The following is a 22,127-nucleotide window of genomic DNA, read 5'->3' on the forward strand; positions in this document are numbered from 1 at the left end:
CGATCCAGTTGTCCTGATGCTAGATGACAACGGAATTCGATGTAAATACGTATTCAGACACATGTATCCGTAGCGATGCTGTGACGTGGCCGCACCCGGCCCGATCCGGCCCGGACGCGCCGGGGTAGCGTCGCGGCGGGACCAAGGAGGCGATCACCCGCATGGGCGACATCACGACCGGATCGGTCAAGGCGAACGGGCTGGAGTTCGGATACCTGGCGGCGGGGCCCGAGGACGGGCCGCTCGCGCTGTGCCTGCACGGCTTCCCGGACTCGGCGCACACCTGGCGGCACCTGCTCCCCGAACTCGCCGCCGCCGGCCACCGCGCGGTCGCGCCCTTCATGCGCGGGTACGCCCCCACGTCCGTCCCGGAGGACGGCGCCTACCAGGGCGGCGCCCTCGCCGCCGACGCCAACGCCCTGCACGAGGCCTTCGGCGGCGGCTCCGACGCCGTCGTCATCGGGCACGACTGGGGCGCCTTCGCCGCCTACGGCGCCGCCGCGTCGGCCCCCGGCCGCTGGCGCAAGGCCGTCGCCATGTCCGTCCCGCCTCTCGCGGTGATGGTGACGGCCTTCTTCGACTACGAGCAGCTCAAGCGCTCGTTCTACATCTTCCTGTTCCAGACGCCGCTGGCGGAGGCCGCCGTCAACCGCTCGTTCATCGAGGGCCTGTGGCGGGACTGGTCGCCGAAGGACTCCGGCTACGCCGCGGAAGACGTCGACCACGTCATGGACTGCCTGGCCACGCCGGACAACCTGGCGGCCGCGATCGGCTACTACCGCGCGATGTTCGACCCGTCCCGCCACATCGAACGCTATGCCGCCGAGCAGAAGGCGGCCTCGTCGGTGGGCGAGCGCCCCGTCCTCTACCTGCACGGCTCCGAGGACGGCTGTCTGGGGCCCGACATCGTCGCCCCCGGAGACGACCTCAGCGCCGTGCTGGCCGCCCTCCCGCCGGGCTCGCGCGCCGACCTCGTCGCCGGCGGCGGCCACTTCCTCCAGTTGGACCGGCCCGCCGACGTCAACCGCCGCATCCTCGACTGGCTGTCCGACTGAGCGGCCCCCCCGCGCGGGGCCGCTCAGCGCACCAGGAGGTCGCGGAGGGCTTTGGCGATCTCGGCGGGCGCCTGCTCGGCCATGAAGTGGCCGTGGTCGACGGTCGCGTGCACCAGGTCCGGCGCCCAGGCGGACCACAGCGCCCGCGCGTCGTAACCGAGCGCGGCGCCCCAGTCCTGCTGCAGGACGGCGACCGGCATCCGCAGCCGGTTGCCGGCGTCCCGGTCGGCCTGGTCGTGCTCGACGTCGACGCCGGCGGACGCGCGGTAGTCGGCGACGATCGACGGGACGGCGGCGCGGCAGGAGTCCAGGTAGGCGGCGCGGACGTCGGCGGGGATCGCCTCCGGGCCGGCGCCCCAGACGTCGAGGAAGTGGCCGAAGAAGGCGTCGGCGGTCGCGGCGATCATCTGCTCCGGCAGGCCGGGCGGCTGCGCCATCAGGTAGAGGTGGAACCCGACGGCGGCGCTCACGCCGTGCATCGCGTCCCACATCTCCAGGGTGGGCAGCACGTCCAGGCAGGCCAGATGGGTGATCGCGTCCGGGTGGTCGAGGCCGGCGCGGAAGGCGACCAGGGCGCCGCGGTCGTGTCCGGTCAGCGCGAAGCGCTCGTGCCCGAGCGCGCGGGCCAGGGCGACGGTGTCGGCGGCCATGGTGCGCTTGGAGTAGGTGTCCGGGCCGGCCTCGTCCGGCTTGTCGCTCGCGCCGTACCCGCGCAGGTCCGGGCAGATCACGGTGTGATCTGCGGCCAGGTCGGCGGCGACGTGCCGCCACATGAGGTGCGTCTGCGGGAAGCCGTGCAGCAGCACGACCGGGCTCCCCGAGCCACCGACGGCCGCGTTCAGGGACACGCCGTCGGCGACGGGGACCCGCCGGTAGTCGAAACCGTTGATCGTCGTGGTCATGGTGTTGCCCTTCTTCTTCATGAGCGGTCATCACCAGGTTGGGGGGCGCGAATGAGCATCCGGTCAGCGCGCTACCGTGACCAGGGGCGGCCGGCTGGGAAGGGCGAGACGGGTGGGGGTCGTGTTCGGGGTGCTGGGGCCGGTGACGGCCTGGGACGCGGCGGGCGCGGACGTGGCAGGCGCGCCGATCGCTCTGAAGGGGCCGCGGCACCGCGCCGTGCTCGCCCGGCTGATCATCGCCCGCCGCCGGGTCGTCCCGGTCGGCCTGCTGGTCGACGACCTGTGGGACGTCCCGCCGCCGGGCGCGGTCGGCGCAATACGGACGTTCGTGGCCGCGCTGCGCCGGGCGCTGGAGCCCGACCGCCCGCCGCGCACCGCGTCCCGTCTGCTGGTCACCGAGGGGCCGGGATACGCGCTGCGCGCGGAGCCGGGCGAGGTGGACGCCTGGCGGTTCGAGCAGGCCGTCTCCGGCGCCGCCGAACTGCCGCCCGCCCGGGCTCAGGCCGCACTGGACGAGGCGCTGAGCTGGTGGCGCGGGCCCGCCTACGCCGACTTCGCCGCCGAGCACTGGACCCGGGCGGAGCGTTCCCGGCTGGCCGAACTACGGTTGCACGCGGTGGAGCGGCGGGCGCAGGCGCGGCTCGACGCCGGGCTGGCCGCCGAGACCGTGCCGGACCTCGACGCGCACGTCAGCGAGCATCCGTGGCGGGAATCCGGCTGGCGGCTGCTCGCGCTCGCCCTGTACCGGACGGGACGGCAGGCCGACGCGCTGGCGGTGCTGCGCCGGGCCCGCGACATCCTCGCCGGGCAGCTCGGCCTGGACCCGGGACCTGAGCTGCGGCGGATGGAGTCGTCCGTGCTCGCCCAGGACCCGGGCTTGGACCGGCCGGCCGAGCCGGAGTCGGCGGCGGCGCGGCTGTGGACGCGGGCGGCGGCCGACTACGACCGGACGGTCGCGGCGAGCGCCCGCACGCGGCTGGACTCGACGATCGGCCTGATCCGCGACCTCGCGGTGACCGGGGGCCCGGGGCTGGAGGCGGCGCGAGGGCACCGGCTGGCGGCGGTCGCCGCGGCGGAGGAGTTCGGCGACCCGGAGCTGACCGCCCGCGTGATCGGCGCCTACGACGTCCCGGCGGTCTGGACGCGCAGCGACGACCCGGAGCTCGCGCGCCGGATCGTCGCCGCGGCCGAACGCGCCCTGGCCGGGCTGCCACCGGAGCCCGCACACGACGCGACGCGGGCGCGGCTGCTGTCCACGATCGCGCTGGAGATGCGCGGGACCCGGTCGCCGCGGGGCCCGGAGGCCGCCGCGGAGGCGGAGGCGCTGGCGCGGCGGCTGGACGATCCGGCGGTGCTGGCGTTCGCGCTCAACGGCGCGTTCATGCAGTCGTGCACGCGGGCGGGGCTCGCCGCCCGCAGGGACGCGATCGGCGCCGAGCTGGTCGAGGTGTCGGCCCGGCACGGCCTGGCGAGCTTCGAGGTCCTCGGGCACCTCGTGCGGGTCCAGGCCCGCGGCGGGCTCGGCGACTTCGCGACGGCCGACGTCCACGCGGCCGAGGTCGACCGGCTGGCCGAACGCCACGAACGCCCGCTGGTCGGGGTGTTCACGCAGTGGTACGCGGCGCTGCGGCTGGCCGCGTCCGGGCGGGCCTCGGTGGCGGAGACGGAGGCGGCGTACCGGGCGGCGGCCGGGTCGCTGGACGGCGCCGGAATGCCCGGGCTGTCGGCGGGACTGCTGCCCCTCGCGCTGCTCAGCGCGCGCCTGCTCGGCGGCCGGAATCGGGTCGAGGTCGACATGGACGACGACTGGGGGCCGTACCGCCCCTGGGCCGAACCGTTCGCGCTGCTGAACGCCGGGCGGCGCGACGAGGCGAAGGCGGCGCTGCACGCCCTGCCGGAGCCGCCCGCCGACCTGATGTACGAGGCGATGTGCTGCCTGGAGGCCGCGGTCGCGCTGGAACTCGGCGACACGCCGCTCCTGGAGCGCGCCCGCAGCCGCCTGCTGCCCGCCGCCGGGGAGCTCGCGGGCGCGGGCAGCGGCCTGCTCACGCTCGGGCCCGTGGACGCCTGGCTCGCCCGGATCGAGCGCGGCATCGCGGGCGGTTGATCGCGGACGGTTCGCGCGCGGATGATCGCGGGCGGTCAGATGCGCTTGAGGAGGTCGTGGTCGAGGACCGACTCCACGAGCAGCTCCCGGTAGCCGACATCGTCGAACAGGACGGTGACGCGGTCGCCTTCCCCGTCCACCACCTGCCCGTGGCCCCATTCGCGGTGCTCCACCTGCGCGCCCGTGGGGAACGTCCGGTTGTCCGCGCGCGCTTCGGCGCGTCCCGCCTCGCAGTTGTCGCACTGTCCGCACCGCTTGTCGTACCTCTCACCGAAGTACCGCAGCAGGAAGCGGCGGCGGCAGTCGGTCAGCTCGCAGTAGCGGCGCATCATCTCGATGCGTGTCCGTTCCACATCGCGCCGCTGCTCGGCGAGGTGCGTCACCCTCGCGACCACCTCGTCCGTCCCGGGCGCGTCGCGGACGGGCAGGACGCGCCTGCGCAGCCGCACGGCATCGGCCTCCTCCAGCAGATCGAGGACGACGGCGAGCCGGCGAGCGGAGACCCCGATCCGCCGGGCCAGATCCCGGCGGGTCGCCGGCCCCTCGTTCACGGCGCCGTACACGGCCGCGACCGTGTCCTCGTCCGGGAGGCCTCCGGTGAAGAACTTCGGCAGGGCCAGGTCGTCGGAGCGGTAGAAGCAGACCGCGTCGGCGCGCCCGCCATCGCGTCCGCCCCGCCCGATCTCCTGGTAGTACGCGTCGAGCGACCCCGGAACGTTCGCGTGGAGGACGAAGCGGATGTCGGGCTTGTCGATGCCCATGCCGAACGCGTTGGTCGCCACGACGATCCTCGTCGCGCCGTCCATGAACGACGCCTGCACCTCGTCGCGCTCACTCTTGGGCAGCCCCGCATGATAGGGACGGGCACCGTCCAGCCGGTCGGCGTACCGGACGGTGTCCCGGCGGGTGCCCGCGTAGACGAGACCGGAGCCCTCCATCTCCTGCGCGGCCTCCACGACGGCGTCGGACTGCTCGTCGGCGTCCCGGAACCTGCGCACCGCGAGCCGGATCTCCGGCCGGTCGAACCCCCGGACGACCTCCACCGGATCGCGCAGTCCCAGCCGTTCGGCGATCTCGGCGCGGACAGGCGGCGCCGCCGTCGCGGTCAACGCCGCCACCACCGGACGTTCCGGGAGCGCCGCCACGACCGCGCCCAGCCGGAGGTAGTCGGGACGAAAGTCGTGGCCCCACGCCGAGATGCAGTGCGCCTCGTCCACCACCAGCAGTGCGGGCGGCGCACCGGTGAGCAACCGGCGCACGTCGTCGCGGAGAAGCTGCTCGGGAGCCATGAACACGAACGCCGCTCTGGTCCCCGTCAGGGCCGCCTCGGCCTTCTCCCGCCGCCCACGCGCCGTCGACGCGTTCAGCACGTGCGTCTCCAGCCCCGCCTCCCGCAGCCCCAGCGCCTGGTCGCGCTGCAGCGACACCAGCGGGGACACCACCACGACCGGACCGGCCAGCATGATCCCGGCGACCTCGTACACGGCCGACTTGCCGCCGCCCGACGGCATGACGACCAGCGCGTCACGGCCCGCGGCGAGCGCCTCCATCGCCTCGCGCTGCCCCGGCCGCAACCGCTCCAGGCCCAGCGCCCGGCGCGCGACCGCGCCGGCGTCCCGTCCGCTCACGCCACCTCACTCCCCCGCCGGGAGGAGCCCATGCGCGAAGACGGCGGCGGGCCGACCGGGTCACCCGGCCGGCCCGCCGCCGTCCACTCGCGGGAGCGCTCGCGCGGTCACACGCCCCAGTCGGGACGCAGCGGCATGCGGCTGCCGCCGTCCTCGTCGAGCTTCACGCCCAGGGTCTGGTGCAGCTGGATCCAGTTCTGGTTGAAGCCGAGCACGCAGCCCGCCATGTAGACGCGCCACACCCGGGCCGTGCCCTCGCCGACCTCGGCGACGGCCTCGTCCCAGTGCTCCTCCAGGTTCCGGCACCACGCGGTGAGCGTCCGCGCGTAGTGCTCGCGCAGATTCTCCTGGTGCCGGATCTCGAAGCCCGCGTCGTTCATCTGCTGCTGGACGTAACCGGGGCCCTCCAGCTCACCGTCCGGGAACACGTACCGGTTGATGAACCCGTTCTCCTTGCGCGGAGGCGCCAGGTTGTTCGGGCGGGTGATGGTGTGGTTCAGCATCCGCCCGCCGCGCTTCAGCTTCCCGTGCAGGAACGAGAAGTAGGACGGCAGGTTCTTCTTGCCGATGTGCTCGGTCAGCCCGATCGAGCTCACCGCGTCGAAGCCCGTCTCCGTCACGTCCCGGTAGTCCATGTGCCGGACCTCCGCGAGATCCGACAGGCCCCGGTCCGCGATCGCCTTCTGCGCCCACTCGGCCTGCTGCTTCGACAGCGTCACGCCGAGCGCCTTCACGCCGTACTCCTTCGCGGCGTGCATCACCATGCCGCCCCAGCCGCAGCCCACGTCCAGCAGCCGCATCCCCGGCCGCAACCCGATCTTCTTGGCGACCAGGTCGTGCTTGTGGAACTGCGCCTCCTCCAGCGTCGAGTGCTCCTCGGGGTAGCACGCGCACGTGTAGGCCATGGACGGCCCCAGCACCCACTCGTAGAAGGTGTTGGACACGTCGTAGTGGTGCGAAATCGCCTTCGCGTCCCGCCGCTTGGAGTGCCGCAGCCACGACGGGATGCGGCTGAAGGGAGCCTCCTGCGGCGGCGGGTCCAGCCGCCGCGACATCGCCGCGCGCAGCAGCGGGTCCCGCAGCACACCGGCGACGATCCGCGCCTTGTCCCGCGGCGTCACGTCGCTGAGCACCTGCTGCATCGTCGTCAGCGCCTCGATCATGTCGCCGTTGACGTCGATCATGCCGGTCACGTACCCGCGTGCCAGTCCCAGCGCCCCCGGCGAATTCACCAGATAGGACACCGCGTAGGGCGAGCGGACGTCGAACCGGATGGGCGCGCCGGGCACGCCCGCCTTCGAACCGTCGTACGCCGTGAACTCCACTGGCGCCTCAGCCCCGGCGAGCTGCTCGAAGACCCTGGCCAGCGTCATCTTGTTCCTCCTGTCTCTTCGCCCCGGACGGGACGACGATGGTCGACCACCGGCCCTCCCGGGGTCCCACCCCCGAATCCGCGGACGCCGGTCAGCGTCCGCGCACGCACTTGTCGTAGAGGTCCAGCAGCCGCTCGCCGGGGTCGTACTCCCCCTTGAGCCGCCGGTAGGTCTCCCCGTCGTAGTACCGCCAGAACTCGTCCCTGCCGTAAAAAGCGGTCGAGTACAGGGACTTGTGGCCGTCAAGCTTCGCGACCTCGCGCTCGATCAGCCGGTTGTGGTACTCGGGGATCTGCCCGGGAGGAAGCCGGACCGTCCCCCAGAACCCGACGTTGACGTACGGGCGGCCGACCTCCAGCGGGTACAGCGGCCACCGCTCCCTCGCGCGCAGCGGGCACAGCCAGATCGGGCTCATCCCCACCTTGCCGTGGAAGAACTCCAGGAACTCCGGCAGCCGCTCGACCGGCACCTCGATGTCCTGGATGACGTCCTCGCGCGGACGCAGCCCGCGCCACCGCTCCACACGCGCGATGATCTGGTACCGGCGGTCGTAGGCGACCATCTTGCGGTACACGTCGGAGCGCTTGTACTTGTCCGGCCACAGCCGCCGCACGGTCGGGTTCTGCACGCCGAACGCGCCCGAGCACCAGAACCAGTCGGTGTCCCAGCGCCAGATGTAGTCCCGCACCGTCAGGAAGTCGACCGAGCGCTCCTGGATCGACCGGTAGTAGACCCCCTGGCCGGTGTAGTCGGAGGTGTAGGGCGCGTCGTCGGCGAAGAAGCCGAGGGTGATGTACTGCTCGCCCGCGCTGAACACCGTCCCGTCCAGGAAGTCGACGGCCTCGCCCTCGAACTCCCCGGACTCGGTGATCTCGCCCATCGCCTTCGCGAGCTCCGCCGCGTCGCCGAACCGCAGGTGCCGCAGCCGGACGTACGGCCGCACCGGCCGCAGCTCGATCTTCAGCCGCAGCGAGTAGCCGAGCGTCCCGTAGGAGTTGGGGAAGCCGTAGAACAGGTCGGAGTGCTCGTTGTCGCGCGTCGCGGTGACGATCCGCCCGTCGCCGGTGAGCACCTCCATCTCCAGCACGCCCTCGTGCGGGAGGCCGTCGCGGAACGACGTCGACTCGATCCCGAGCCCGGTCACCGCCCCGCCCAGCGTGATCGTCTTCAGCTGCGGGACGACCGTCGGCATCAGCCCGTGCGGAAGCGTCGCGTCGACCAGGTCCTCGTAGGTGGTCATGCCCTGGACCTGGGCCGTCCGCTCGTTCGCGTCGACGCTCAGCACCCGGTCGAAGCCGGACACGTCCAGCCCGGGGGCCGCCGAGGGGTCGCGCCAGCGGAACAGGTTCGAGGTCTTCTTCGCCAGCCGCACCGGCGTGCCGGCCGGGATCGCCTCGTACGACCGCCTGAGCGCCTCCACCGCCCGCTGGTGATCGCCCTTGAGCGCAAGCTCCGTCATCTACCCCTCCCTTGCATAGTTAATCCATGATCCCATGTACCGTCCACATAACCCGGACGTTAGGGTCATCACAGGTAGAGAGGGGAATAAAGGCACGGCGATGATCATCAGCGGTCCGGCTCCTCGGGACGCGGCCGCCGACGGCGGCCAACGTTCACTTCTCCCCTGCCGTCCGCACCGACAAACCCCGGCGCGCCGTCCTCTGCCGTCGCCTCGCCGGGACGGCTACTTCACCAGGCGCAGGATCCACGGGTAGCGGAAGCCGCGCCCGGAGAGCGCGAACACCGCCGCGATGAACGACAGGATCCACGTCACCGCGTACAGCGCCCCGCCGACCCCGAACGTGACGATCGTGATCAGTAGCAGGGTGACCTGGAGGTTCACCGCCTCCCTCGCCTGCCGCCTGATGTACTCCGACCGCTTGCCGCTCACCAGCATCAGCACGAGCGGCCCGACGAACAGCGTCGGCACCGCCACCGCGTGCGCCGCCGCGGCCAGCATCCGGTCCTCGCCCGTCGGCTCCGCGAGTTCCAGAGCGCCCCCGGCGTGCCCCCGCACCGGCGCCAGATCCCGGGTGACCGCCGCGAGGTCGTCCCGCGTCTTCGACGTCATCGCCAGATGCGCGCGCATGTCGAACTCATCATGGTCGAGCCTGCCCTCGGCGTACGCCTCCTGGAGCCGCCCGACGACCTCGTCCCGCTCGGCGTCCGACACCCGCAGAGCCCCCGCCGCGTAACCACTGTCCATACACCTCATGGTCGGCGCGGCGACGGGCCCGCACCATCAGGGAAGACCCTGACGCTCCCCTGACTTCAGCTGGACGTACTCCTTCCCTGGGGTGAGCGACCCGCCGAACAGCTCCGGCACCGTCACGAACGTGTAGCCCTTCGCCGCCAGCTTCTCGATGATCGCCGGGACGGCCTCCACCGTCGTCGGGTGGATGTCGTGCATCAGCACGATGTAGCCGGGCCTCACCGCCTTGAGCACCCGCCGCTCGACGTACCCGGTGTCCCGGTGCTCCCAGTCGAGCGGGTCGACCGTCCACAGCACCTGCGCCAGCCCCATCCGCTGCGTGATGGCGGTCAGCCGCTTCGACACCGACCCGTAGGGCGGCCGGAGCATCACCGGCGTCACCCCGGACGCCCGCCGGATCGCCTCCTGCGTCCTGGTCAGCTCCGACATGATCTTCTTCGTGGACGCCTTGCCGAGGTCGGCGTGGGTGTAGCTGTGGTCGGCGACCTGGTGCCCCGCCGCGGTCTCGCGCCGCACCAGATCGGGGTACTTGGCCGCCTGCTCCCCCACGATGAAGAACGTCGCCCGCACATGGTGCGCGGCAAGGATCTCCAGCAGCCGCCCGGTGCTCTCCGCGGGCCCGTCATCAAAGGTCAACGCCACACACTTCACCCGCAGACAGTCCACCCGCCCCGCAGACGCCGCCCCCGGCACCCCCCCAGCCCCCACCGCCCCACCGCCCGCACCACCCTGCCCGCCACCAGCGCCACCGGCGCCGTTGCCCGCGCCACCCTGCCCGGCACCCACGCTCCCTTGCCCGGACCCCGCGCCACCACCCTGCCCGCTGCTCGCGCCACCGTGCCCACCGGCACCACTCTGGCCGCCGCCGACGCCGCCCTGGCCGCCGCCGGCACCACCGTCCTCGCCGCCCGTAACGCCCGCGCTGCCCGCGCCGCCATGCTGGCTTCCAGCGGGACCGCTGCGGTTCTTAGGTACGGACGCCGGAGCGGACGCCGCGGTGAGCCCGACCCGCTGTGGGCCCGGCCCCGGGCCCAATGTGCTCAACGCGCCGCACACGGTGGCCGCGAGCACGGCGGCGGCCGCCCGCCTGACCACGTTCGGCCCGTCCATCAACACCCCCCGCTGTTGATCTCCCAGGCCCGGCCAGTCTAGGGTGCTGTGCCCGGCTCGCCGGGGACGCCGCCGCTGTGTCGGGAACCCGGTGACGCCGGAAGTTCGTTGTCCGCAGACACCCGACCGGTCCCGAAACCCCCGCTCCGGGACCCGTACCGACGACAGGACAGGCGATGAGGTTCCGGGACCGATTCGGCATCCGCAGGCACCGCGGCTCCACGGTGACCAAGCTCGACCGCGAGGCGACAGACGCCGACATCGAGGCGCTGATCTCCTTCGCCCGCGACCGCCGCGGCGTCGAGTTCTACGTCGAGCCGGAGACGTTCGCCACCGACACCACCGCGGTCGCGGTCGCCCACGACGGCGAGTGGACCCGCCGCCGCGTCGGCTCCCCCAAGGTCATCGGCAAGGTCGCCCGCGACCTCGGTGTCCCCGCCTACGACGTGCAGATCGTCGGCTACCCGCCCCGCATGCGCGCCTGGAACGAGCGCAACCGCGACCGCCGCATAGACCCCGGCACCCCCGGCCAAGCCGTCTCCTCCTGACCCCACCTTTCGCACACTGGCCACACAAACCCACCACACGAATCGGCCGCACGAACCGGCGGCGGTGTGGCGGGCGCAGGGTGCGGGCGCAGGGTGCGGGCGCGGGGGCGGGCGCAGGTGGTGAACGGGGTCAGGTGGTGGGCGGCCAGTTCTTGAGGAGGGCGTCGACGGCGTCGAGGGTGCGGCGCCAGGAGTCGTCTACGTCGCGGGCCGCGCGAGAGTGGTCGAACCCGCCTGCCTCCTCAAGGCTCACGTAGCCGTGGAAGACGCTGCCCAGCAGGCGCACGGCGTCCGTCTGGTCCGGCTCCGGCAGGTCGTAGCCGCGCAGGATCGCCCGCATCATCTCCGCGTGCCGACCCGCCGCACCGGCGGCCACCGTCTCCGGGTCGAGCCGGAGACGCGCCGCCGTGTACCTCCCCGGATGCTCCTTCGCGTACGTGCGGTAGGCGCTCGCGAAGGCCACCAGCGCCTCCTTGCCCGCCCGGCCCGCGAGCGCGGCCGCGGCCTCGTCCGCGAGTTCCTCCAGGGCCAACAGCGCCACCCTGGTCCTGAGGTCCTGCAGGTTCTTGACGTGGGAGTACAGGCTCGCGTCCTTGACGCCGAATCTGCGCGCGAGCGCGGAGACCGTCACCTTCTCGAAGCCGATCTCGTCGGCCATGTCCGCCGCCGCCCGCGTGAGGCGCTCGGCGGTCAGCCCCGCGCGTGCCATCTGCCGTCCCTCCGGCCGCCCTCGAAGGCCACCTCTGCCTAACAGACCTAGGACTCTAGGCGATCGCCTCCGAGCACAGCGCGCACCACGACTTACCGGCCCATCGGCCCGCGCGTGCAGGGACCACCTGCAGCCCGAAAGGCTGTTGCCTTCCAGAGGGCCCTGGCGTGATGGGCCCGCACGCACCTGTCCGCAGGACGGCTCTCCCCCAGGAACCGCCCCCTCCCCGGAGAGACCTGACACGTTGGCCCCGCACGCGACCGTCCGCGGGACGACCCGCCCCTCAGGAGCCCGCCGCCTCCCGGGAGAGGCGCGGCGCGCTGCCCGCGCACGGACTCCTGCGGAACGGCCCGTCCCGCAGGAGTCCGCCTCCTTCCTTGGAGAGGCTCGGCACGATGGGCCCGCGCACGACCGTCGACAGGACGACCTGCCCTACAGCGGGCCGTGCCTTCCCCGGAAACGCCCGGCACGACGGACCTACATGCCGCCGTCTGCAGGATGACCCGTCCCTCATGGGCTGGCTGCCCTCGCCCGGAGACGGCCCGGCGGGCCCCTACGCGAACCGTCCACGGGACGACCGCTCTCCTCGCGGGGCCGCCGGCTCCCCCGGAGGGGCGCGGCGGGCTGGGTCTGCGCGGGGCCTTCGCGGGACGGCCTGTCCTGCAGGGGTGCGTCTCCTTCCTTGGAGAGGGGCGGCACGGCGGGTGCGCGCGGACCCGTTCGCGGGGCGGCTCACCCCGTAGGGGGCCGCCCTCTCTGGAGATGCGTGGCATAAGGGGCGCGCCTGACCGTCGGTGGGGGGCTCCACCCCTTAGGAGCCTGTCGTCTCTTCGGAGGGGCAGGGGGGCGGCTTTTGCGGAAGGGTGCTGCGCGGCGGGGGCCGGGACGTGTGCTTCTGCCCTTTCGTGGTGGGTGGGTCGGTTGGTGTCAGCTGGCCTCCTGTTCTGGTTCGTTGTAGGCGGCGGCCAGTTGGCGCGGGGTCATGCGCATGCGGGCCTTCGTCGGTGGGATTCCGGCGTCGATCACGCCGCGGAGCAGGACGGCCATGGAGTAGGCGCGGTCGGCTTCCAGGGCGCGTTCGAGGGCGACGTTGGCCAGGCCGCCGTCTCCGGCGGAGTAGGCGGCGTAGGCCAGCAGGGATGCGGGCGCCGGGACGTAGGGCGGTTCGACGCGGCGGAGGACGTCGCGCCAGAAGGCGATGTCGGCGGCCGGGGCGTCCTCGTCGATGCGGATCCAGGCCTCGTCGCGGACGCGCTGGTCGGTGAGCAGGAAGCCGAGCCAGGCGACGTCGTCGTCGGTGGGGCGGGTGCCGCCGCGGGCCCGGGCGAGGATGCGGGGGACGTGGTCGAGGCCCTCCTCGGTGGTGCGGGATCGGAACCGGGACGCGGGTTCGCGGGCCCAGCAAAGGAAGCGTCTCTCGGCCCGTTCGGTGGCGCGGCGCATGGACTCGCGGGCGGGGCCGTCGACGGGCTGGACGGAGCGGACGAGTTCGTCGCGGTCGGCGAGCGCGACGTGACCGGCGAGGGTGGCCTGCGCGGCGATGACGCTGGCGGAGATGTCGTAGGGGGTGCCCTCGGCGGGGCAGCAGTCGTCGGTGCAGGTGAGGGACCACCAGCGGCCGTCGCCGATGCGGACGGACTCCAGCACGGCGAGGCCGGCGGCGGTGAGGGCGGCGGCCATGGTGCCGGCGGAGCCCTCGACCTCGTCCGCCGGCCCGTAGCCGAGCAGGAGCGCCTTGCGGAACCCGTTGCCCGACAGCAGCCCCGCGACGCGCTCGCCGGTGGGGGCGGAGGCCGGTAAATCGAGCCGGATGGCGCATGTCCCCTGCGGGCCGTCGTACCCGATCACCACGAGGCTGCGGGACGGGTGGAAACCCAGCAGGTAGGGGACGGCGGCTATGGCGTCTTGGGCGGTGCGGATCACCAGTGCTGTCATGCCTTCGACACTGGCAGCGGGGCCGGGCGGGGCGAAGCCCCTGTCGAAAATGTGGATAACTCCGAGTCAGGCGTCCAGGATCTGCTGCGGGCGGCTGACGACGGGGGGTTCGGTCGACCAGGGGAAGTTGATCCAGCGGTCGGTGTGCCGCCAGACGTACTCGCATTTCACGGTGGAGTGCGGCTTCTCGTAGACGACGGCGCAGCGCACGTCGGCGACGTGGTCGGCGCAGAAGTCGCGGACGAGCTTGAGGGTCGCGCCGGTGTCGGCGACGTCGTCGGCGACCAGGACCCGCGCACCGGACAGGTCGACCGCGTTCGGCACCGGCGGGAGCATCACCGGCAGGTCGAAGCGCTGGTCGACGCCGGTGTAGAACTCGACGTTCATCACGTGCAGGTTCTTGACGTCCAGGGCGTAGCCGAGGGATCCGGCGACGAACAGGCCGCCGCGGGCGATGGAGAGGATCAGGTCGGGGCGGTAACCGCTGGCGGCGATCTCCTGGGCGAGTTCGCGTCCGGCGGTACCGAACAACTCCCAGGTCAGGACTTCTCTTTCAGCAGACACGGCCCCTATCTTGGCCGACCCGTCCCGAAGGGCGTCAACCGGCCGGGGCAGAGGTCCGGGGCGGCCTTCCCAGGCGCGGGACGGTGGGGGTCGAGCAGCCGACTCGCTTGCCAAGGGAGCCCGATCCGGGCGCGCGGCCTTCTGGCCGGGATCGGCCATGTCAGGGGCGGAATGACCGCCCGGTCGGGCGGGTTCGTTCGCGGGGGCCGGGCGCGGGTGTCCCCCGCGGGCGGTAGCGTTGGGCGGCGTGCCCGCCCCTGATCTGCTGACCGGCAGCGATACCCAGATTCCGGACATGACGACCCTGCTGTCCACCGCCGTCGAGGCCATCGGGGGCGCCGAGCGCCCGGGGCAGCTGACGATGGCGCAGGCGGTGGAGAAGGCCATCGCGTCCGGTGAGCACATCGCCGCGCAGGCGGGCACCGGCACCGGCAAGTCGCTGGCGTACCTCGTCCCGGCGGTCCGGTACGCGGTCGAGAAGCAGACCACCGTGGTGGTGTCGACGGCCACGATCGCGCTGCAGCGCCAGCTCGTCGACCGCGACCTGCCGAGGCTGGCCGAGGCGCTGAACCCGCTGCTCGGCCGGGAGCTGAAGTTCGCGATCCTGAAGGGCCGGCGCAACTACCTGTGCCTGCACCGGGTGCAGACGGGCGCGCCCGACGAGGACGAGGGCGGCTCCGGGCTGTTCGACCCGCAGCAGCTGTCCATGCTCGGCCGCCAGGTCAAGCGGCTGAACGAGTGGGCCGAGGAGACGACGACCGGCGACCGGGACGAGCTCGTTCCCGGGGTGAGCGAGCAGGCCTGGCGCCAGGTGGCCGTCACGGCGAAGGAGTGCCTGGGGGCGCAGCGCTGCCCGCAGGGGACGGAGTGCTTCGCCGAGCTGGCGCGGGCCGAGGCGGGCGAGGCGCACATCGTGGTCACCAACCACGCTCTGCTGGCGATCGACGCGCTGGAGGAGTTCCAGGTCCTGCCCGAGCACGACGTGGTGATCGTGGACGAGGCGCACGAGCTGGTCGACCGGGTCACCTCCGTCGCGACCGGAGACCTGAGCGCGGCGGCCGTGGAGCTGGCGGCGCGGCGCTGCGGGCGGCTCATTGAAGAGGGCGTCGCTGACAGGCTCAAGGAGTCCGCGGAAGGGCTCGGCGTTCTGCTGGAGGATATGCCCGCCGGGCGTATGGACGTCCTGTCCCCCGCGCTGGGCAACACCCTCGCCGCCGTACGGGACGCGCTGCACGCCTGCGTCACGGCGATCGGCCCGGAGAAGAAGGACGCCGACCCGGGCGACGCCGCCGCCCGCAAGGCGGCACGGTCGTCCCTGGAGGACCTGCACGACACCGCCGTGCGGATGCTGGAGGCGTTCCAGCCCGAGATATCGCAGCGGTTCGACGTGGTGTGGGTGGAGAAGCCGTTCGTCCAGGACGGACGTCCGAAGCGTCCGCCGGCGCTGCACGTCGCGCCGATCGGCGTGGGCGGCCTGCTGCGGACGACACTGTTCGAGCAGCGCACGGCCGTCCTCACCTCGGCGACGCTCACGCTCGGCGGGTCGTTCGAGCCGCTGGCGCGTCAGTGGGGGCTGCCGCCGCTCGGGGAGAACGCGTCGAAGGACGCGCGCACCGCGGCCGAGGGCCTCGCGCGGACCGCGACCGACGGCAAGGACGAGAAGGACGACACGGAGATCACCTGGTCCGGGATCGACGTCGGCTCGCCGTTCGACCATCCGAAGTCCGGCATCCTCTACGTGGCGCGGCATCTGCCGCAGCCGGGGCGCGACGGCCTCGCGGACGCCTACCTGACCGAGATCACCGAGCTGATCGAGGCGGCGGGGGGCCGGACGCTCGGCCTGTTCTCCTCGATGCGGGCCGCGCGGCAGGCCGCCGACGAGCTGAAGGACCACCTGTCGCACCCGCTGCTGTGCCAGGGCGAGGACTCCACGTCCCTGCTGGTCAAGCAGTTCGCCGAGGACGAGCGGACGTGCCTGTTCGGGACGCTGTCGCTGTGGCAGGGGGTGGACGTCCCGGGCCCGTCGCTGCAGCTGGTCATCATGGACCGCATCCCGTTCCCGCGCCCGGACGACCCGGTGTCGTCGGCGCGGTCGCGGGCGATCGCGGCGCGCGGCGGCAACGGGTTCATGTCCGTCGCCGCGACGCACGCCGCGCTGCTGCTCGCGCAGGGCGCGGGCCGGCTGCTGCGGTCGATGGACGACCGCGGCGTGGTCGCCGTGCTCGACCCGCGGCTGGCCACGGCCCGCTACGGCGGCTTCCTGAAGAACTCGCTGCCGCCGTTCTGGGCCACGACCGACCCGGACGTGGTGCGCGGCGCCCTGCGCCGGCTCGACGCCGCCGCGTCCGAATCGTGACGGCCCTTCAGCGGCGGTAGGCGCTCAGGAAGTCGCCGATGCGGCCGACGGCCTCCTCCAGATCGTCGGCGTACTGCAGGGTGACGACGCGGAAGTGGTCGGTGGACGGCCAGTTGAACCCGGTCCCCTGCACGACGAGGATCTTCTGCTGTTCGAGCAGGTCGAGGGCGAAGCGCATGTCGTCCTCGATCGGGTACATCTCGGGGTCGAGCCGCGGGAACACGTACAGCGCGCCGTCGGGCCGGACGCAACTGACGCCGGGCAGGTCGTTGAGCAGCTTCCAGGCGCGGTCGCGCTGCTCGCCGAGCCGTCCGGTGGGCAGGACGAGGTCGTCGATGCTCTGGTAGCCGCCGAGCGCGGCCTGGATGGCGTGCTGGCCGGGGACGTTGGGGCACAGCCGCATGTTGGCGAGGATGTCCAGGCCCTCGATGTAGGACTCGGCGTGCTCCTTCGGGCCGGACAGCACCACCCATCCGGACCGGAACCCTGCGACCCGGTAGTTCTTGGACAGCCCGCCGAAGGTCAGGCACAGCAGGTCGGGGGCGAGCGAGGCGATCGGGACGTGCACGGCGTCGTCGTAGAGGATCCGGTCGTAGATCTCGTCCGCGAAGATGATCAGGTTCCGGCGGCGGGCGATCTCGACGATCTGGGTGAGCACCTCGCGCGGGTAGACGGCGCCGGTGGGGTTGTTGGGGTTGATCAGCACGAGCGCCCGGGTGCGGTCGCCGATCTTGGCCTCGATGTCGTCGAGGCTCGGCGCCCAGCCGGCGGCCTCGTCGCACAGGTAGTGGACGGGGGTGCCGCCGCACAGCGACACCGACGCCGTCCACAGCGGGTAGTCGGGCGCCGGGATCAGCACCTCGTCGCCGTCGTTCAGCAGCGCCTGCAGGGTCATCACGATCAGCTCGGAGACGCCGTTGCCGAGGTAGACGTCCTCGACGTCCAGACCGGTGACGCCGTTGTCCTCGAACCGCTGCACGACGGCGCGGCGGGCGGGCAGGATCCCCTTGGAGTCGCTGTAGCCGTGCGCCTCCGGCAGGTTGCGGATGATGTCCTGGAGGAGCTCCGGCGGGGCCTCGAACCCGAACGGTGCGGGGTTGCCGATGTGCAGCTTGAGGATGTTGTTCCCCTCGGCCTCCAGCTGCTTGGCGCGCTTCAGCACCGGCCCGCGGATGTCGTAACAGACGTTGGTCAGCTTGCCCGACTGGTTGACCTGCATGGACACACAATATCCGCGCCGGGCGGGCGGAATCCGCCCGGGCGCCCCATCCGCGAGGGCCGCGGGACGGGGCGCCGGGCCACCGGATCGGCCCCGGTCAGGGGGCGGCGATCGAGGCGAGGATCGCCCGCCGCGCGGCGCGGCGCGCGGGCCGGACCGCCGCGAGCGCGCCCGCCACGGCGCCGACCAGCGCGATCACCGCCAGCTGGACGGGCGGGGCCGCGAACGGATCGCCGAGCGCGGCGCCGAGCCCCCAGCCGAGGAACACCCCGAGCCCGAGCCCGCCGGCGGTGCCGAACACCGCGACGATCACCGACTCCCAGCGGACCATCGACCGGATCTGCGGGCGGGTCGCGCCGACCGCGCGGAGCAGCCCGAGCTCGCGGGTCCGCTCGTGCACCGACAGCGACAGGGTGTTGGCGATGCCGAGCAGCGCGACGATGATCGCGAGGGCGAGCATCCCGTAGACGACGGCGATGAAGCCGTTCATCTCGGAGGTCTGCGCGGCGATGAAGGCGTCGCGCGTCTCGACGTCCGGCGCGCCGTACGGTTCGGCGAGCGCGGTGAGCGCGCGCCGCGCGGACCCGGCGGACGCGCCGGGCCGCAGGTCGACGAACGCCCGGGTGTCGAGCGGCTGGCGGGTGTGGGCGTTCCAGACCGTCCGGGGGACGAGGTAGTCGCCGGTCACGTCGGTGGCGTCGTAGACGGCGCCGACGGTGACCTGCTGGGCGGTGCCGTCGGCGAACGTGAGGCCGACGCGGGAGCCGGCGCGCCATCCCCGGTCGTCGGCGATCTTCTTGGAGACCGCGAACGTGCCGGGGCCGGCGAGTGAGCCCTGCCTGACGTCCAGGTCCAGGACGCGGCGCAGCGCGGACGGGTCGCCGACGGCGACGGTCGCGACGCGGCCGTCGACCCGCATGGCTCCGGTGCCGAGCCCCGCGATGGCGCGCACCTGCGGCAGCCGGGCCGCCTCCTGGACGAGCCGCGGGTCGAAGCCGCCGGTCTCGTTGCTCCCGCCGTCCACGACGAGCGGGCCCTTGAACGATCCGGCGACGCCGTCCTCCAGCGAAGCGCGCAGCGAGCCGACGAACACGGTGAGCAGGGTGACGACGCCGACGCCGATCATCAGCGCGGTCGCCGCGCCGGCGGTGCGGCGCGGGCTGCGCATCGCGTTGCCGCGGGCCAGGGCGCCGGCCACGCCGCGCAGCCGGGCGGCCGGTGCGCCGACGAAGGCGGCGGCCGGGCGCGCCACGACCGGCCCGAGCACCACCATCGCGACAAGGCACAGCACCGCGCCCGAGGCGGCCGTCGCCACCTGGCCGCCGGCGGCGCCGAGCACGACCGTCCCGGCGGCCACCGACCCGAACACCCCGCCGACGATCACCCGGGTGTCGGACGGGCGGGACGGCTCCGCGGCGACCTCGCGCAACGCCGCCAGCGGCGGCACCCGCGATGCCCGCAGCGCGGGCCCGAGCGCCGCGACCAGCGTCACCAGCAATCCGGCCGGGATCGCGATCAGCAGCGTGGTCGCCGAGACGGTGAGGCTTTCCATCGCGATCCCGATCCCGAACTGCGTGAACAGCAGCCGGAGCAGCGCCGCGAAGCCGAGTCCGCCGGCGAGCCCGGCCAGGGTCGCGACCGCGGCGATCACTAGGGCCTCGGCCCCGGCGACCGTGACGACCTGGCGGCGGCCCGCGCCGAGCGCGCGCAGCAGCGCCGACTCGCGGGTCCGCTGCGCCATGGTGATCGCGAAGGTGTTGTGGATGCTGAACGCCGCGACGAGCAGCGCCACGCCGCCGAACGCGCCGAGCACGGTCCGGAACACCGTGAGGAAGCCGTCTTGTACGGCGGTCATGCCTTCGTCGACCTGAGCGCGATTGGTAACGGCCTCTGTACCGGTGGGCAATACAGGCCGTATGCGCGCGGCCAGCTCGTCCTGGCTCACCCCGCCGGCGGCGCGGATCGCGACGCTGCTGATGCGGTCGGGCGTCTTCGCGACGTACTTCCGCGCGCCTTCGAGGCTGAACGCGGTGAAGGACGTCTCGCCGAACGCGTCCTCACTGCCGAACTTGCTGATGCCGACGACGGTCACCGCAACGCGTTCGGGGGTGAGGACGGCCGTCCGGTCGCCCACCTCGAGGTGCCCCTCGTCGGCGAACATCTTGTTGACGACGACCTCGTCCGGCGCGCGCGGCGCCCGTCCGGCGGCGAGCCGGTAGGGGTTGAGCTTCGGGTCGTTCAGCCAGTTCCCGGCCGTCCTCGGGCCGCGCGAGGGGATCGTCGTCCCGTCCTTGGCGAGCAGCTGCCCCGACCCCTGGACGACGGGCTCGGCGTTCGCGACGCCGTCCACCCGGCGGACCCTCTCCAGCACGGACGCGTCGATCTGGCCGCGCGTGCCCCACGGCTCGTCGCTCACCTTGGTGGCGTTGCGGACGCTGACGTCGCTCCTGCCGTAGGCGCCGGAGAAGTACCGGTCGATGCTGGACGCGAGCGTGTCGCCGAGGACGAGCGTTCCGGTCAGGAACGTCACGCCGAGGAACACCGCCACCAGCGAGCCGGCCATGCGACGCTTGCGTCCCCACAGTTCCTTGAAGACGAGCCCGGTCATGACAGGTCCCGCATGCGGTCGAGCACCCGGTCGGCCGTGGGCTCGTCCATGACGTCGACGATGCGTCCGTCCGCCAGGAAGACGACGGCGTCCGCGTAGGCGGCAGCGACCGGGTCGTGGGTCACCATCGCCACCGTCTGGCCGAGGTCGTCCACCGCACCGCGCAGGAGTGCGAGAACCTCGGCGCCCGTACGGGAGTCGAGGTTGCCGGTCGGTTCGTCCGCGAACACGATCTGCGGACGGGTGACCAGCGCGCGCGCGAGCGCCACCCGCTGCTGTTGCCCGCCCGACAGCTCCGACGGCTTGTGCGAGAGCCGCTGCCCCAGGTGCAGTACCCGCACCACGGTGTCCAGCCATTCCCGGTCGGGGGCCGTGCCGGCCAGGGTCATCGGAAGGACGATGTTGTCCCGCGCTGTAAGTGTCGGGAGCAGGTTGAACGCCTGGAACACGAACCCGATGCGCTCGCGCCGCAGCCGCGTCAGGCGCCGGTCTGGCAGTGACCCGAGCTCCTGGTCGCCCACCCAGACCTTTCCGGACGTAGCGCTCTCCAGGCCCGCCACGCAGTGCATCAGCGTCGATTTGCCGGCGCCGGAAGGGCCCATGATGGCGGTGAACCGCCCGGCCGGTAGCGCCACGCTGACCTCGTCGAGCGCGCGCACCGCCATGTCGCCGGTTCCGTACACCTTGGTGAGCCGTTCGGTGCGGGCGCCGCCCTTGGCCGCGCCCGCCTCGTCGATGGTCCGTCTTGCCTCTGCCGCGTTTCCCATGCCGGGATCGTCGGGCGCCGGTACGGGCCGCGTCGTCCGGCTGCGAGAGGCACCGCGCCTACCCCGGAGGCGGCAACCGCGCGCCCGCGCGTACCTCCGGCGCGGCAGCCGGGCCGCACCGGCTACCCCGGCGGCGGTACTCCTCCGCCCCAAGATCAATAAGACGCGCCGTCCAATTGTGATGCGGGCAACATACAAGCAGGCTTGCTTGCTTGTAAGTGGGCTCGTACCGTCGGAGGCGTGTCAGTGAGCAGCAGGCGGCGCCGGCGCCACGGCGGCGGAACGCGCCGCACCCAGGAGGAACGCCGGTCGCGCACGCAGGCCCGGCTCCTGGAGGCCACCATGGAGTGCCTGGTGGACCTCGGCTGGTCGGGCACGTCCACCACCGAGGTGGCCCGCCGCGCGGGCGTCTCGCGCGGGGCGCAGCAGCACCACTACCCGACCAAGATGGTCCTGGTCGCGGCGGCGCTGGAGCACCTGCTGGAGGCGCAGCGGCTCGCGTACGAGACGGCGTTCGCGGTGCTGCCGAAGGAGCGGCGCAACGTCACCGGCGCGCTCGACCTGCTGTGGGAGGTCTTCCGCGGGCGGCCCGCCAAGGCGCTGATGGAACTGGCGGTGGCGGCCCGCACCGACGAGGAACTGCGCCCACTCTGCGCCGACCTGAACGAGCGGATCCTGCAGACCATCGCGGAGACGTTCGAGAAGCTGTTCCCCGCGAACACGCTGCCGCCCGACTTCACCGACACGATGCTGCGCGGCCTGTTCGCGATGTTCGTCGGGCTGTCCATCCAGAACGCCCTCGACGACGACTTCCGCGGCCACCAGGCCGCGGTGCTCCGCCAGGTCAAGGACATCGCCCAGCTGATCGTCCCGGAACCCGGCGGCCCCACGCCCGCGAACGCCCCCGCCCCCGCGGACGCGCACGCGCCCGAAGCCGCGTCCGGCACCGCGCCGGACGCAGACGGCGACGACGCGCACCGGCCTGCGGCCCACGCCGCGGGCGCCTCCTAGCCACGAAACGGAAACACCCCCGG

General features: G+C 72.9%; 17 protein-coding genes. 5 read left to right on the forward strand and 12 right to left on the reverse strand.

Features of this window, described 5'->3' with window-relative positions; all coding sequences use genetic code 11:
* Positions 1 to 161 precede the first annotated feature (161 nt).
* On the forward strand, positions 162 to 1,055 hold the full coding sequence (locus ABD296_RS08025) for an alpha/beta fold hydrolase (protein ID WP_344263141.1): 894 nt from the start codon (positions 162 to 164) through the stop codon (positions 1,053 to 1,055).
* Positions 1,056 to 1,078: 23 nt separating this feature from the next.
* On the opposite strand, the gene ABD296_RS08030 is transcribed toward ABD296_RS08025, so the two are convergent.
* Positions 1,079 to 1,957 (reverse strand): alpha/beta fold hydrolase, encoded by an 879-nt coding sequence (locus ABD296_RS08030; protein ID WP_344263207.1) that lies wholly within the window; start codon positions 1,955 to 1,957, stop codon positions 1,079 to 1,081.
* A gap of 112 nt (positions 1,958 to 2,069) precedes the next feature.
* Here ABD296_RS08030 and ABD296_RS08035 point away from each other — a divergent pair, with 112 nt between their 5' ends.
* Positions 2,070 to 4,064 carry an AfsR/SARP family transcriptional regulator gene (locus ABD296_RS08035; RefSeq protein WP_344263143.1) on the forward strand — a complete coding sequence of 665 codons (1,995 nt, stop codon included), beginning with the start codon at positions 2,070 to 2,072 and terminating at the stop codon, positions 4,062 to 4,064.
* Positions 4,065 to 4,099: 35 nt separating this feature from the next.
* On the opposite strand, the gene ABD296_RS08040 is transcribed toward ABD296_RS08035, so the two are convergent.
* The 5 genes from ABD296_RS08040 to ABD296_RS08060 form a co-directional block, all read right to left on the reverse strand.
* A complete protein-coding gene (locus ABD296_RS08040) occupies positions 4,100 to 5,692 on the reverse strand; it encodes a RecQ family ATP-dependent DNA helicase (RefSeq protein WP_344263145.1) in 1,593 nt (530 codons plus the stop codon).
* A gap of 107 nt (positions 5,693 to 5,799) precedes the next feature.
* Positions 5,800 to 7,065, reverse strand: coding sequence for a cyclopropane-fatty-acyl-phospholipid synthase family protein (locus ABD296_RS08045; RefSeq protein WP_344263147.1), 1,266 nt, complete (start codon positions 7,063 to 7,065; stop codon positions 5,800 to 5,802).
* 91 nt (positions 7,066 to 7,156) lie between these two features.
* Entirely contained in the window at positions 7,157 to 8,524 is a 1,368-nt protein-coding gene (locus tag ABD296_RS08050) for an FAD-binding oxidoreductase (RefSeq protein WP_344263149.1), read from the reverse strand.
* Positions 8,525 to 8,749: 225 nt separating this feature from the next.
* Positions 8,750 to 9,271, reverse strand: coding sequence for a DUF1707 and DUF4870 domain-containing protein (locus ABD296_RS08055; RefSeq protein WP_344263151.1), 522 nt, complete (start codon positions 9,269 to 9,271; stop codon positions 8,750 to 8,752).
* A 36-nt stretch (positions 9,272 to 9,307) separates the two neighbouring features.
* On the reverse strand, positions 9,308 to 9,985 hold the full coding sequence (locus ABD296_RS08060) for a polysaccharide deacetylase family protein (RefSeq protein ID WP_344263153.1): 678 nt from the start codon (positions 9,983 to 9,985) through the stop codon (positions 9,308 to 9,310).
* A gap of 578 nt (positions 9,986 to 10,563) precedes the next feature.
* Between ABD296_RS08060 and ABD296_RS08065 the strand changes: the two genes are divergently transcribed.
* A complete protein-coding gene (locus ABD296_RS08065) occupies positions 10,564 to 10,935 on the forward strand; it encodes a hypothetical protein (RefSeq protein WP_344263156.1) in 372 nt (123 codons plus the stop codon).
* Positions 10,936 to 11,065: 130 nt separating this feature from the next.
* Here ABD296_RS08065 and ABD296_RS08070 read toward each other — a convergent pair whose 3' ends face one another.
* The 3 genes from ABD296_RS08070 to ABD296_RS08080 form a co-directional block, all read right to left on the reverse strand.
* Positions 11,066 to 11,644 (reverse strand): TetR/AcrR family transcriptional regulator, encoded by a 579-nt coding sequence (locus ABD296_RS08070; protein ID WP_344263158.1) that lies wholly within the window; start codon positions 11,642 to 11,644, stop codon positions 11,066 to 11,068.
* 927 nt (positions 11,645 to 12,571) lie between these two features.
* Positions 12,572 to 13,579: a DUF4192 domain-containing protein gene (locus ABD296_RS08075; protein WP_344263160.1), complete on the reverse strand. Its 1,008-nt coding sequence runs from the start codon at positions 13,577 to 13,579 to the stop codon at positions 12,572 to 12,574.
* A gap of 66 nt (positions 13,580 to 13,645) precedes the next feature.
* Positions 13,646 to 14,143 (reverse strand): phosphoribosyltransferase, encoded by a 498-nt coding sequence (locus tag ABD296_RS08080; protein WP_344263162.1) that lies wholly within the window; start codon positions 14,141 to 14,143, stop codon positions 13,646 to 13,648.
* A gap of 295 nt (positions 14,144 to 14,438) precedes the next feature.
* On the opposite strand from ABD296_RS08080, the gene ABD296_RS08085 reads away from it, so the two are divergent.
* Positions 14,439 to 16,499, forward strand: a complete 2,061-nt coding sequence (locus tag ABD296_RS08085) for an ATP-dependent DNA helicase (protein WP_344263209.1) — start codon at positions 14,439 to 14,441, stop codon at positions 16,497 to 16,499.
* A gap of 7 nt (positions 16,500 to 16,506) precedes the next feature.
* On the opposite strand, the gene ABD296_RS08090 is transcribed toward ABD296_RS08085, so the two are convergent.
* The 3 genes from ABD296_RS08090 to ABD296_RS08100 all read right to left on the reverse strand — a co-directional run bounded on the left by ABD296_RS08090 (position 16,507) and on the right by ABD296_RS08100 (position 21,093).
* Complete coding sequence (locus ABD296_RS08090; protein ID WP_344263164.1) at positions 16,507 to 17,718, reverse strand: pyridoxal phosphate-dependent aminotransferase; 1,212 nt, start codon at positions 17,716 to 17,718, stop codon at positions 16,507 to 16,509.
* A gap of 97 nt (positions 17,719 to 17,815) precedes the next feature.
* Entirely contained in the window at positions 17,816 to 20,326 is a 2,511-nt protein-coding gene (locus tag ABD296_RS08095; protein ID WP_344263167.1) for an ABC transporter permease, read from the reverse strand.
* Positions 20,323 to 21,093 carry an ABC transporter ATP-binding protein gene (locus ABD296_RS08100; protein WP_344263169.1) on the reverse strand — a complete coding sequence of 257 codons (771 nt, stop codon included), beginning with the start codon at positions 21,091 to 21,093 and terminating at the stop codon, positions 20,323 to 20,325. The genes ABD296_RS08095 and ABD296_RS08100 overlap by 4 nt, the downstream gene beginning before the upstream one ends.
* A 240-nt stretch (positions 21,094 to 21,333) precedes the next feature.
* Here ABD296_RS08100 and ABD296_RS08105 point away from each other — a divergent pair, with 240 nt between their 5' ends.
* Positions 21,334 to 22,104, forward strand: coding sequence for a TetR/AcrR family transcriptional regulator (locus ABD296_RS08105; RefSeq protein WP_344263171.1), 771 nt, complete (start codon positions 21,334 to 21,336; stop codon positions 22,102 to 22,104).
* Positions 22,105 to 22,127 lie beyond the last annotated feature (23 nt).

The organism is Actinomadura napierensis, assembly GCF_039529375.1.
GTDB classification, from domain to species: domain Bacteria; phylum Actinomycetota; class Actinomycetes; order Streptosporangiales; family Streptosporangiaceae; genus Spirillospora; species Spirillospora napierensis.

Excerpts from the sequence above, each read along its gene's own strand:
- ABD296_RS08025 (WP_344263141.1), top strand. The coding sequence starts at position 162 with ATGGGCGACATCACGACCGGATCGGTCAAGGCGAACGGGCTGGAGTTC.
- ABD296_RS08030 (WP_344263207.1), bottom strand. The coding sequence starts at position 1,957 with ATGACCACGACGATCAACGGTTTCGACTACCGGCGGGTCCCCGTCGCC.
- ABD296_RS08045 (WP_344263147.1), bottom strand. The coding sequence starts at position 7,065 with ATGACGCTGGCCAGGGTCTTCGAGCAGCTCGCCGGGGCTGAGGCGCCA.
- ABD296_RS08050 (WP_344263149.1), bottom strand. The coding sequence starts at position 8,524 with ATGACGGAGCTTGCGCTCAAGGGCGATCACCAGCGGGCGGTGGAGGCG.
- ABD296_RS08055 (WP_344263151.1), bottom strand. The coding sequence starts at position 9,271 with ATGGACAGTGGTTACGCGGCGGGGGCTCTGCGGGTGTCGGACGCCGAG.
- ABD296_RS08065 (WP_344263156.1), top strand. The coding sequence starts at position 10,564 with ATGAGGTTCCGGGACCGATTCGGCATCCGCAGGCACCGCGGCTCCACG.
- ABD296_RS08070 (WP_344263158.1), bottom strand. The coding sequence starts at position 11,644 with ATGGCACGCGCGGGGCTGACCGCCGAGCGCCTCACGCGGGCGGCGGCG.
- ABD296_RS08075 (WP_344263160.1), bottom strand. The coding sequence starts at position 13,579 with ATGACAGCACTGGTGATCCGCACCGCCCAAGACGCCATAGCCGCCGTC.
- ABD296_RS08085 (WP_344263209.1), top strand. The coding sequence starts at position 14,439 with ATGACGACCCTGCTGTCCACCGCCGTCGAGGCCATCGGGGGCGCCGAG.
- ABD296_RS08090 (WP_344263164.1), bottom strand. The coding sequence starts at position 17,718 with ATGCAGGTCAACCAGTCGGGCAAGCTGACCAACGTCTGTTACGACATC.
- ABD296_RS08095 (WP_344263167.1), bottom strand. The coding sequence starts at position 20,326 with ATGACCGGGCTCGTCTTCAAGGAACTGTGGGGACGCAAGCGTCGCATG.
- ABD296_RS08100 (WP_344263169.1), bottom strand. The coding sequence starts at position 21,093 with ATGGGAAACGCGGCAGAGGCAAGACGGACCATCGACGAGGCGGGCGCG.